The 10687-nt window shown below is 59.5% G+C and carries 13 protein-coding genes; 2 read left to right on the forward strand and 11 right to left on the reverse strand.

From position 1 onward, the window contains the following. Window positions 1–16 precede the first annotated feature (16 nt). From M0D69_RS01585 to M0D69_RS01630, 10 genes are all read right to left on the reverse strand, one after another. Complete coding sequence (locus M0D69_RS01585; protein ID WP_301780326.1) at window positions 17–334, reverse strand: P-II family nitrogen regulator; 318 nt, start codon at window positions 332–334, stop codon at window positions 17–19. A 30-nt stretch (window positions 335–364) separates the two neighbouring features. Continuing rightward, window positions 365–676, reverse strand: coding sequence for a high-potential iron-sulfur protein (locus M0D69_RS01590; protein ID WP_301780327.1), 312 nt, complete (start codon window positions 674–676; stop codon window positions 365–367). A gap of 76 nt (window positions 677–752) precedes the next feature. After that, window positions 753–2372, reverse strand: coding sequence for a multicopper oxidase family protein (locus tag M0D69_RS01595; RefSeq protein WP_301780328.1), 1620 nt, complete (start codon window positions 2370–2372; stop codon window positions 753–755). 82 nt (window positions 2373–2454) lie between these two features. Beyond that, on the reverse strand, window positions 2455–2946 hold the full coding sequence (locus M0D69_RS01600) for a PCYCGC motif-containing (lipo)protein (RefSeq protein WP_301780329.1): 492 nt from the start codon (window positions 2944–2946) through the stop codon (window positions 2455–2457). A gap of 129 nt (window positions 2947–3075) precedes the next feature. After that, window positions 3076–3201, reverse strand: coding sequence for a hypothetical protein (locus M0D69_RS01605; RefSeq protein ID WP_301780330.1), 126 nt, complete (start codon window positions 3199–3201; stop codon window positions 3076–3078). Window positions 3202–3462: 261 nt separating this feature from the next. Then, complete coding sequence (locus M0D69_RS01610; RefSeq protein ID WP_301780331.1) at window positions 3463–3825, reverse strand: hypothetical protein; 363 nt, start codon at window positions 3823–3825, stop codon at window positions 3463–3465. A 98-nt stretch (window positions 3826–3923) separates the two neighbouring features. After that, on the reverse strand, window positions 3924–5780 hold the full coding sequence (gene dsbD / locus M0D69_RS01615) for a protein-disulfide reductase DsbD (protein ID WP_301780332.1): 1857 nt from the start codon (window positions 5778–5780) through the stop codon (window positions 3924–3926). 656 nt (window positions 5781–6436) lie between these two features. Then, window positions 6437–6715, reverse strand: coding sequence for a BrnA antitoxin family protein (locus M0D69_RS01620; protein ID WP_301780333.1), 279 nt, complete (start codon window positions 6713–6715; stop codon window positions 6437–6439). A 4-nt stretch (window positions 6716–6719) separates the two neighbouring features. Further along, window positions 6720–6947: a BrnT family toxin gene (locus tag M0D69_RS01625; protein ID WP_301780355.1), complete on the reverse strand. Its 228-nt coding sequence runs from the start codon at window positions 6945–6947 to the stop codon at window positions 6720–6722. Between the two features lie 131 nt (window positions 6948–7078). Continuing rightward, complete coding sequence (locus M0D69_RS01630) at window positions 7079–7237, reverse strand: hypothetical protein (RefSeq protein ID WP_301780334.1); 159 nt, start codon at window positions 7235–7237, stop codon at window positions 7079–7081. Window positions 7238–7352: 115 nt separating this feature from the next. Between M0D69_RS01630 and M0D69_RS01635 the strand changes: the two genes are divergently transcribed. Next, window positions 7353–7835, forward strand: coding sequence for an energy transducer TonB (locus M0D69_RS01635; protein ID WP_301780335.1), 483 nt, complete (start codon window positions 7353–7355; stop codon window positions 7833–7835). A gap of 356 nt (window positions 7836–8191) precedes the next feature. Further along, complete coding sequence (locus tag M0D69_RS01640; protein WP_301780336.1) at window positions 8192–9451, forward strand: MFS transporter; 1260 nt, start codon at window positions 8192–8194, stop codon at window positions 9449–9451. 52 nt (window positions 9452–9503) lie between these two features. Here the strand turns inward: M0D69_RS01640 and M0D69_RS01645 are convergent, their stop codons facing one another. After that, a complete protein-coding gene (locus M0D69_RS01645; RefSeq protein WP_301780356.1) occupies window positions 9504–10637 on the reverse strand; it encodes an OpgC domain-containing protein in 1134 nt (377 codons plus the stop codon). Window positions 10638–10687: the final 50 nt, after the last annotated feature.

The following is a 10687-nucleotide window of genomic DNA, read 5'->3' on the forward strand; positions in this document are numbered from 1 at the left end:
ATCGCGTTTGACACGACTACGGCAGCACTTCGGTCATGGTGTGGACGCTGTAGAAATGGGAAACCGGCAGCACGGCGATCACGCCGTCGCCCGGCGCACCCACGTGCGCGACCTTCATAATTGCAGCGACCAGCGTATCGACATCGGCCGTGCGAACGAAGATCTCGATTTTCAGGTGGCCGATCGCCTCGTCGTTCGCATACGGGTTCAGGTGTGCACCAAAGCCTCTTACTTTGCTGATCGTGACACCATGCGTATGGATCGCGTGCAGCGCTTTCCTAAGAGCCCCAAGCACATCCGGCCGGATAATCGCGACTACGCATTGCGATTCCATGATGACCTCCCTTTGTTCGGTTGTCTCGTTTCACGCTTTTTTGACGTACGCGCTACACCAGCCCTTTGCATTGACCTGCTTACCGGCAAAGATCGTGCAAGGAGCCATTGCATCGCCGGCCTTTCCCTGGAAAAACTGGCAACTCGCACAGGCTTGTCCAGATTGATGATTCGGATACTTCGCCTTGTCGACCTTGCTTGCATCTGTTTTGTACCCGAGCGCTTGCGCGTTCGCGTCGGATTCAAGGACCGGCCCGGCTTGCGCTGTAGCGTTGCGCTCCAGGATCAGCGAAGAGGCCAAACCTGCGGTGACGAGCATAAAACTGCGGCGAGAGAATTTCATGGTTGCCCTCCATTTCACTGGCCGCCTCGCGCTCGCGAAGTCTGGCCTGGTTGTCTCCGATTCTTGAATCACGCTCTTACGCCTGAATCAGATAGTTGCGCATCAAGCCCGAGTCCTCGTGCTCCAGCATATGACAGTGATAGAGAAACATCCCGGTGTACGCACCGAAGCGAATCAGCAAGCGGATTCGCTCGCCCGGCATGATGAGTACGGTGTCCTTCCATCCCTCATCGACATATCCGCCCGCAACCGAGTCGCGCGCCCTGGAAAACTCCTTTGCAACCAAGCGCTTTAGTACGCGGAACTGCACGCCGTGTACATGCATCGAGTGCGCCATCAACATCATCGATGCCTCGTTGCGAAACTCCCAGATTTCGGTGGTCTCGCGCCTCACGGTTTCCGATGCCGTGACGCTATCCATTTCGAAACGGCGCCCATCGATGCCCCATGTCATCATGCCCATTGTGATACCGAACGCACGTGGCCGTGAGAAATTGACTGCCTCTTGCGGACGTACCGCCGGCACCCGCGCGAGGTGCATCGGCAGGACGCTGGTCGCATCCGAGCGCTGCGTGACCCTGACGTTCAACACGGGGAAACGCGCGCCCATCGGCAACTCCGTATTGCCCATCATCCCGCCCATCGCGACGTCGCCCGCGAACTCGCGGCTCTCCAGCGTCATCTTGGTCCCCAGTGGTTGGTGGCTGAAGTCCACCCACACGTCGATCCGCTCGGCCGGCGCGAGCGTCACGTACTGCCGTAGAAGCGGTGCGTCGAGCAGTCCGCCATCGGTGCCGATCACGGTAAACGGAGAACCGTCGTTCCATGCGAGCTTATAAATTCGCGCGTTAGATGCATTAAGCAGGCGCAGGCGATAGGCGCGAGTTTCTACCGGCAACACGAAGTCGGGCCGTCCATTAACGAGAATCTGGTCACCGAGAAAACCCATCATCTGCGCCATCATGTCACCCATGCCACCCATGCCGCCGTTGCCCATCATTGCGCTTTTCATCATCCCACCACGCCCCATCATCCCGCCTGCTGGTTGTGACAGATAAGCGAACTGGTTGTCGCCATTCACCTTTCGGTCCTGAATCATGAGCGGCACGTCGTAAGCACCCTCAGGCAGTTTGAGTGCGGCTTCCTCCTCATCGCCGACGATCAGGAAGCCAGCCTGTCCAAAGTAGATCTGTGCGCCGGTGCGGCCGTCCGGGTGCGCGTGGAACCAGTACGTTCCGGCGCGGTTCTGGACCTCGAATTCATATCGGAAATGCTGTCCGGTCGAGATCGCATTGCGCGGATGACCGTCCATCGCGGCGGGAATGAGCAGACCATGCCAATGGATGATGGTCGGTTCAGGTAATTCGTTGATGAAGTCGATCCGCACTTTTTGTCCGTGCCGCACGCGCAACACCGGCACGTATCTATTGGACAAAAAAACGAGCGCGCCCGCGTCGCCAGAGGTGACTTTTCCGTCGTAGCGCCACACGTGTGTAGCCGATCCCGGCCAGATCGCGAGTTGATCTTTCTTTGCGCGCAACTCGACTTCGAGATCCGGGACGAATGGCGCATGAGCTGGATTTGATTGCGCGGATGCGGTACGCAACGCAGGTGACCATCCGGCACTCGCGAGTAGTGCCGAGCTCAGCGAGGCGCGCAGGAACGTACGACGTTTTGCGTTCTTGATCTCCGGCATTCGTCCCCTCCAAAACGAGCTATCCTTGTCTTGCTTGAGCCACGGATGGGTGCAGTCGCCTCTCCACGGATGCATGACACAATTAACCCTTGGGCGCCCACTTCGCATCGACCGCAGCCTGGATCTTGCCCGGGTCTTTGATACCCTGACGCGTCATCTGATAAGCGATCTCCGCCGTTCCCTGACAGACGGGGCACGTCACGGCCATCTGGTCTTCGAAGCATTGCAAATTGGAACGATGCTCACCGCGATTCTCACAGCCGCACCAGCAATACAACTGATTCAGGGTTGCCGGGATCTGCGTGGCTACCCAATACGCGTGCCGCGTCGCGGCGTCCGAGAACTGCTCGGGGTTCAGCACATGCGATGCATCGGTGCGTCCAGTTGGGACAATGCGCAGACCGTTGTCGCGCAGCATACCGATACGCCATGGGATGTTCGGTGTGCCCGGCAACGGTGCCTTGTCTCCCGCCGACGTGGTCTTTGACAACATGATTTCCGCTGCCATCGACACTACGCCCGCGGATAACGCCACCGGCACCACCCAAAGCAAGCGTCGCCTCGACAAGTTCAATCGAGGGCTGCGAGGACGTGCACGTGTGGCTTGGTCTTTCGAAAGTTTTTTGTCTGGTTGCCTATCTTTCATCGAGGTGTCTCCTTGGCCGGATGAGGATCATCATCAAGCGCGTATCGCGGCATGACACTACCGCATGCCACGCATCATGCCGACATGCATCATTGCCATCCCTGCCACGCCAAGTACGGAGATAAGTCCGACTACGGCCAGCACGATCACAATGGCTTTCAGAATCCAGGAACGATCACTCACGTCAGTCTCCATTCAGTCTGTTCGGTGTCACGGGCTAACGCGCGGCACCAGTTCTACTGGCATAGGCAACCCCTGTTTCGCCGGCGAGCGCGAACAGCAGCGGGGCTCATCTACCAGGCTCATGGACCGCATCATCAGCACCATCAACGAGAACACTGAGGCCTGTCGGAAGCGACACATGTTTTCGCCGTCCGACAGTTCTCCTGACGCGCGAGCGCGCCGTCCTTGAACGTGTCTACGATGGGACTAACGGAAGAGGGATTAAAGCGCTTGCGGTGGGCGCTGCGGCGGCTCGGGGATGAACTGCGCAATGAGAACGTGACTCATGGGCCGGTAGACAGGCAACGAGGTGATTGCTACCGCGACATGAAGGGAGGGAACGAGAACCCACGGCATGCTGCACGAGTGGCTGCCCATGCTGCAATGACCGCCCGCCTGCGTCTTGACGACGGGCGATTTTGTGCGATCAGCATGATCGTCCATATCAGTCATGGACATCTGGCTTTCATGTGATGGCGAAACGGCAGGTGTCATCGCCGAACAAAGCGACGCCTGCGCGGGATAACCGAGTATCGGCAACCACGCGATCAGAAAAAAGGCGATCAGTTTGGTCAGAAATTTCATGATTTTTAGTATAGGCGCAGCCGGGCAGTGATGCCACATCTTGCAACGTCAGTATTTACGTCGATAACCCGATGGCCGATGTCCCAGTGAATGCCCCATCAGCGATCCCACCGCTGCAGGTGCGCGAGGAACGTATCCGCGCCAACGAATCCCACCAGTTCGGCAGCAGTTTGTTGCTGCCCGCCGCGGTCATAGAAAATTAATGCGGGCGGTCCGAATAATCCATAGCGCTTTAGCAGCGCAGCATCCTCCGGCGTGTTTCGTGTGACGTCGATGCGCAATAGCTTCCAGTGTGCCAATTCAGCCGCGACACGTGGATCGGCGAACGTAAAGCGTTCCAGCTCTTTACAGGAGAGGCACCAGTCCGCATAAAAATCCACCATGACGGGCTGACCGTGTGCCTGATTCAGCGCGTCGACCAGTTCGGCGACCGAGCGCACCGGCTGAAATCGCGAGGGGGTTTCCGTGACGGATGCCGTCCCCTGTGACACGCGCTTGAGCGGCTGCAGCAAATCGTCGTTACCGGACAGGGCACCGAGCAGTTCGGCAATACCGGCAGCGACAAGGAGCACGCCCAGTGCTTTGCCCACCCGTGCAATCCCACGCGCATCCGGCGGCAACGGATCAATCGCTCGAAGCATCATGCCGCACGCGGCGAGGAGCGCGGCCACCAGCACCATCAGCAACCACGATGGGAGCAAGGAGTAGACGAACCACAGGGCGGCCACCAGTAGCATCACGCCCAGCGTGTTCTGCGCGGCACGCATCCATTTGCCTGTCCGTGGCAAAACCTGCGTGCCAAAGGTGCCGACGACCAGCAAGGGAATCCCCATGCCGATCGCCATCACATAAAGTGCGAGCGCCCCGGAAAGCAGATCACCGCTTCGCGAGATGTACAGCAATGCGCCCGCGAGCGCCGGCGTTGAACAGGGACCGACGAGCAGCGCGGACAGGGCGCCCATCAGGAATACGGGAAGGATGCGTCCGCCAGGCAGCCGCTGGCTCCAGCCAGCGAGGCCAGTTTGCCAATGTGAAGGCAATTGCAGCCTGAACACACCGAACATCCCGAGCGCGAAGATCACCATGAGGATGCCGAAGCTTGTCAGGATCCACGGTTGCTGCATGAACATCACCAACTGGATGCCGAAGAACGCTGCGATGCTGCCCGCCAATGCGTAGGTCAGCGCCAGTCCCTGCACGTAGGCAAAGGTGAGCGCAAAAGCGTGCGAAAAATGCGGCCGGGCACCGTGTCCTCCACCACCCAACACAACCGTCGTGACAATCGGAATGAGCGGATACATGCACGCCGTCCCCGCGATCAATAGGCCCGCGAGCAAAAAGCCGAGCAACTCAGTGATGCTGAGGCCGGCGGACGACGGCAGTGCCAGCCCGAACAATGTCCGCGTGTTCGCCGGCGAGCTGACGTCGGCATTGGCAACGTCAGCTCGGTCTGGAGCATGCGTGATGTCCGATACCGCGCCATCGGCTGCTATACGATAGGTCCGGGTAAGCGGCGGATAGCAGACACCCAGGTCCGCGCAGCCTTGAGATGTCACCGACAGTACAACGTCGGCGGTCACGGGATGAGGTAACGTCAGACGCAGCGACACCGGACCGTGGTAGACGAAGACCTTGCCGAAGGTTGGATCATTTTTCTCTTCACCCGGCGGCAAGTCGACCGGCTTCACCGGAACACCATCTACAGCAAAGTTAAAACGATCTCGATACAGGTAGTAACCGGAGCGCGTGCCGAAATCGAGCGTAATTTGCTGCGGCGCACTGAGACTGACAGTTAGCGGGAAGGCCTGTTCGGCTGGCAACAGGTCGGATTCGGTCACCGCATGTGCTAGAAGCGGGACGACCGCAGCGAGGAGCGCGAGCACTATCCGCGTGAGCCAGCTCAGTGCGCTTGCATCCGGTCGCGTACCTAGCTGCCCTGTGTCGATGAGCGTCATTGCATTCATCCTCTTGCCCGCCGAAACGGCTCCCGGATGCACTCAACGCGGTGTTGGTGCAGTATCTCGAGCATTCTGATCGGCAAGGCAGTCAGATAGAAGCGAGTCCGGCATGACGGATGTCACGCACGATTGGTTTCCTTGCAAGTCGCGTTCGCCTTGATGTTCTGAGGTGCAAAGTAACTTTGATGATAGCTGCAATCACCCAGCCGGAAGATCGGTGCGGCGGGAGCCTTTTGCGCGAACCGTTCCAGAACGAGGGCAAATCAAGCAGAGCCTGCAGACCTACCTGCTATCAGGAGCCAGTCAATCCAACCCGTTAGTTATTGTCTCCAAACGTGTCTCCAAGAAAATGGGAGGTTGGAGACAAACTTGGAGGTAATCAAAACCCTGCCGAATAAGGACTTCAGTGACGTTCGACTCGTTGTCTCCATGTCTCCAGCGCTTTCGGCTCGGTCTCGCTGCTCGAAATGGGCTTTTCAGCCCTCCGCGAAGCATTCATAACTCCGGGTACTTTGACGGGTACTTTTTCGGACAATAAGCCCATAACCCTTATATTAAAAGGATGACATACGGACACCGCTTCCGCCAAAAACGGCACCCCGGCTTGTCTGCAACACCCCCTTCCAACGTCCCTGATCCTGATAACGCGAAATTCACACCGCCAGCTCTTCCGGCGAGTGGGTCTTGAGCCAGTCGGCGAGCGCGGCGTTCAAGCGTGATTGCCAACGCGGCCCGGTTGCGCGAAACGCTTCGAGTACTTCGTTGTCCAGCCGGACCGTTGTCGGTGTCTTCGTGCTGCCCACCGGTCTTCCCCGCCGCACCACCCTTTCCCCGTCACGCAACTGCGCGCCGGCGACCCAGTCATCGGTGATTTCGGGCGCGTCGTCGGGATCAACCCAGGTGCGCGGCGAGCTTTTTAGTTTCGCGTTCATTGGCTTATCCCATGCTGATGATGCGGCGATCCCCGCCGCGGGATGTCCAGACCATCACCACGATCCGGCCATGCAACCAGCCCGCGGTCGTGAATCGTTGCTCCCCATAGTTCGTACGCAAGTCTGGCTGCGTCAGCGTCATGCCAGCAAAAACCTCGGCAGCAAGCTCAAAGTCCAGTCCGCGCTCATCAAGGGTTTTGTCGCGCTTCGCGCTGTCGTAGATAATTCCCAGGCAATTATTGTACTAACAGAAATAGAAATGCAAGGTCATTTTTTGTTAGTACGATAATTAGCCTCACCGCGAAAAAAACCCGCATCGTCTCCGATGCGGGTTTCATCTTGCCAAGCGCCGTCGCCCAAACCTCATCCGACGTCCGGCTCGCCCTCTCCCGGCTTCTTCCCGGGCTTATCGCTTGGGGCCTGCTTACGGTCGTCATCGGCGCGATCCGGCATCTTGCTTGCCTCGTTATCGCTATGTTCGGCTGGCTTCGGGTTTTTCAGGTCAGTCGGATCGTTGCTCATGGTTCTCTCCTTGCACATCAAAATGCAGTTGAACACGCAAAAAGACGCAGCAAGACCTGGACCAGCCGCGTATTGTTAAGCATGAGTTCAATGAATTCGCGGAGCCTCGTCGACCATGACCTCGAACCTTAAAATTGCGCGCATCGCGCTGACCTTATCGATCGCAGCAACCATCGCCGCCTGCACGATCACCCCGCCACCCAGCGCGCTGGAAACGCCGAAGCCGGCCGCCGCCCTGAACAGCGCGACGCTCGATCAATACAAGATGCGCGTCGCGCAGCAAATCTTCGATCGCAATCCGTCGCTTGTGCTCAAAGGCACGCCGCAAGCAATGTTACGTTCACTGGTCGTGGTCGCGTTCACCGTGGACCGCAGCGGCCGTGTGATCCATTCGTCGGTGTACCGGACCAATGGCGACGATGAAGCCGAAGCCACCGCCCTCGCGTCGCTGCGACGCGCGTCGCCGTTGCCCACGCCGCCTGCACGTCTGCTCGACGGCAACGGTCAACTCGAACTGTTCGAAGACTGGCTCTTCAACGACAACGGCCGGTTCCAGCTGCGCAGTGTCCATTCGCCACAGGCAACTGCCATTGATTGAAGGGAACCATTGCTGCATTCGTCGGCATGGTTTCCTTGCTGGCCGCGGTGCACGGTCGTTATAATTTTCGACACCCCGCGCCGGCCATGCCGGCAATGCCGTCGCCACCGCCCATCCAGCGCTTGGCGCAACGCGCCTGACCGGTCACCGCCGCGACACACCCGCGCAGTCGGACGCCGTTCGTTTTCTAGGCCGTACATCGCCGCGAGCGCGCCGACGCTCGTTGCACATTGCACGTTCAACACAAAGTGTGTCCCGACACGCGTTCAAACGCGTCCAAAGGGCAAACCGGAGACGCCATGTCATCAGCCTCACCATCGGGCTCATTGCCCGCCTCGCCCGCAAGCGACGCGAAAATGAGCACTTCCCGCGTGATCTTCGCGAGTTTTATTGGCACGGCGATCGAGTTCTACGATTTCTATGTCTATGCCACGGCCGCCGCGCTGGTCATCGGCCCAGTCTTTTTCCCGCACAGCTCGCCCGCGGCGCAGGCGTTGTCGGCGTTTGTTACGTTTGGCATCGCGTTCATCGCACGGCCGATCGGCTCGTTCATCTTTGGCCATTTCGGCGACCGTATCGGCCGTAAATCGACGCTCGTCGCGTCGCTGCTCGTGATGGGCGTGTCCACCACGCTGATCGGCTTTGTTCCGGGCTACGCGTCGATCGGCAGCCTCGCGCCGGTGCTGCTGTGCATCCTGCGCTTCGGCCAGGGCATCGGGCTCGGCGGTGAATGGGGCGGCGCAGCGCTGCTCGCCACCGAATACGCGCCGCAAGGCAAGCGCGGCTGGTTCGGCATGTTCCCGCAACTCGGGCCGTCGGTCGGGTTCCTGGCATCGAATGGATTGTTCTTCGGTCTGGCGCTCTCTCTCACCGACGAACAATTCCGTAGCTGGGGCTGGCGCGTGCCGTTCATCGTGAGCGCCGTGCTGGTGGCGCTCGGACTTTACGTGCGCCTGAAGATTGCGGAGACGCCGGCCTTCCGCGCAGCTCTCGAGAAAAAGGAACGCGTGCGGGTGCCGATCGCAACGCTGCTCAGCCAATATCTCAAGCCCACGCTGCTTGGCGCGGTCGCGATGATCGTCTGCTACACGCTTTTCTATATCTCCACGGTTTTCTCGCTGTCGTACGGCGTCTCGACGCTGCATTTCACGCGCGAAAAGTTTCTCGGTTTGTTGTGTTTCGCGGTGCTTTTCATGGCTATCGCGACGCCGATTTCCGCGCTGGCCAGCGATAAATTCGGCCGCCGGCCGGTGCTGATCGTCGGTTGTATTGCGGCGATCCTGTCCGGCTTCACGATGGCGCCTCTGCTCGGCAGCGGCAACACCTATGCGGTCGCGCTGTTTCTCACCATCGAGCTGTTCCTGATGGGCGTGACCTTTGCCCCGATGGGCGCGCTGCTGCCCGAGTTGTTCCCGACCAACGTGCGCTACACGGGAGCTGGCGTGGCGTACAACATGGGCGGGATCCTGGGAGCGTCGGTGGCGCCGTATATCGCGCAATTACTGGCGAATCGCGGCGGTCTGGCATGGGTTGGCGGGTACGTATCGATCGCGGCAGCGATCAGTCTGATCGGCGTGCTGTGCATGCGAGAAACGCGCAACATCAAGCTTTCTTAGCGCTTATGCGCCACGCGTGCCGGCGAGGCACGCGTGATTCACATTTTTCCCCTCATCGATCACGCGGGTTAGCGGCATGCGCCGGTACCGGCGGCCGTTTCGGCAACCGCGCCCGCTGCGCTTCTTTGCGATCGCGCCAGAACGCCGCGAGCAGGATCAGGCCGCCGATCGCAACGGCGTCCCCGGTCAGCCCCGCTATCCACTGGTAGTGTCCGAGCGAAACGACCCGCAAGGTGGTATCGATGACCAGCGACATGCACGCGCCCGCGATAAAACAGACCAAACCCTGCTTGCCGATGTTGACCACGCTCGGCAGGCTCTTCGCCAGCTCCCTGATCCAGCCGGCGTGCACCGCTTGCGCAAACAGCCACGCGATCACCACAAAACTCACAATGCGCAGGCTCGCCAGATTCTGCTTCATGTATCCCGGGGGCGCCTGCGTCTCGAGGAACAGTTTCGCGAACGCGAACGTCAGGACCACGACAATCGCGCCCCGCGTCAACCAGCGCGCGGTTTTCGAATTATGGAATTCGGCACTGATCGGCTGCACCCGCGCCAGCATGCCGAGCGCGAACATCAATTGCCACGCGAACGGGTTGAACGACCACCCTTCCGCATAAGCCGACGGCAACCATTGCGCGAGTTGCGAAGCGAACAGCCATATGCCGAGACTGCCGAACAGCACGACAACCGGCTTACGTTCGGCCAACGGCACAACGAGCGGCACAGCGAGCGCGAACATTGCGTACATGGGCAATACCGCCGACAAATACGGCTGATGCCGCAAGGTCGCTATATCGAACGTCAGGCCAATTGGGCGGGCCAGGAACGACGGCCATTCGGTCACTTGCAGCATAGGGGTATCGATACGCAGCCACATCAACAGCGCCCCGCCCAGCAGCATCATGACAGCCGTGAAAAGATAAGCGCGATAAATCTCCCAACTGCGCTTCAGGAAGCGGCGGCACGCGGCCGCGTGGCTGCGGTTCGCTTCCAGCGTTGTATAAGCGGCCGCCGACGCATATCCGCCCAGGAACACGAAAACCTCTGCGGAATCGCAGAACGCGTAACTGTGCAGTGTAAATCTGGATAAGAGGCTTCCCGAAATGTGATCGACGGCAATCACCAGCAGCACGACTCCCCGAAAGAAATCGACTTCCAGAGAACGGCGATTCGGGGAATTCATCAGGGTCTCCGTGAAACCCCGGACTTCAGGCCGGGGAGGTAAGGAGACGG

It is taken from the genome of Caballeronia sp. SEWSISQ10-4 2 (assembly GCF_030464885.1).
In the GTDB taxonomy this organism is placed as follows: Bacteria; Pseudomonadota; Gammaproteobacteria; order Burkholderiales; family Burkholderiaceae; genus Caballeronia.

What these genes read in the sequence shown, in the direction of transcription:
- M0D69_RS01585 (WP_301780326.1), bottom strand. Translation starts at nt 334, where the DNA reads ATGGAATCGCAATGCGTAGTCGCGATTATCCGGCCGGATGTGCTTGGG.
- M0D69_RS01590 (WP_301780327.1), bottom strand. Translation starts at nt 676, where the DNA reads ATGAAATTCTCTCGCCGCAGTTTTATGCTCGTCACCGCAGGTTTGGCC.
- M0D69_RS01595 (WP_301780328.1), bottom strand. Translation starts at nt 2,372, where the DNA reads ATGCCGGAGATCAAGAACGCAAAACGTCGTACGTTCCTGCGCGCCTCG.
- M0D69_RS01610 (WP_301780331.1), bottom strand. Translation starts at nt 3,825, where the DNA reads ATGAAATTTCTGACCAAACTGATCGCCTTTTTTCTGATCGCGTGGTTG.
- dsbD (WP_301780332.1), bottom strand. Translation starts at nt 5,780, where the DNA reads ATGACGCTCATCGACACAGGGCAGCTAGGTACGCGACCGGATGCAAGC.
- M0D69_RS01620 (WP_301780333.1), bottom strand. Translation starts at nt 6,715, where the DNA reads ATGAACGCGAAACTAAAAAGCTCGCCGCGCACCTGGGTTGATCCCGAC.
- M0D69_RS01630 (WP_301780334.1), bottom strand. Translation starts at nt 7,237, where the DNA reads ATGAGCAACGATCCGACTGACCTGAAAAACCCGAAGCCAGCCGAACAT.
- M0D69_RS01635 (WP_301780335.1), top strand. Translation starts at nt 7,353, where the DNA reads ATGACCTCGAACCTTAAAATTGCGCGCATCGCGCTGACCTTATCGATC.
- M0D69_RS01640 (WP_301780336.1), top strand. Translation starts at nt 8,192, where the DNA reads ATGAGCACTTCCCGCGTGATCTTCGCGAGTTTTATTGGCACGGCGATC.
- M0D69_RS01645 (WP_301780356.1), bottom strand. Translation starts at nt 10,637, where the DNA reads ATGAATTCCCCGAATCGCCGTTCTCTGGAAGTCGATTTCTTTCGGGGA.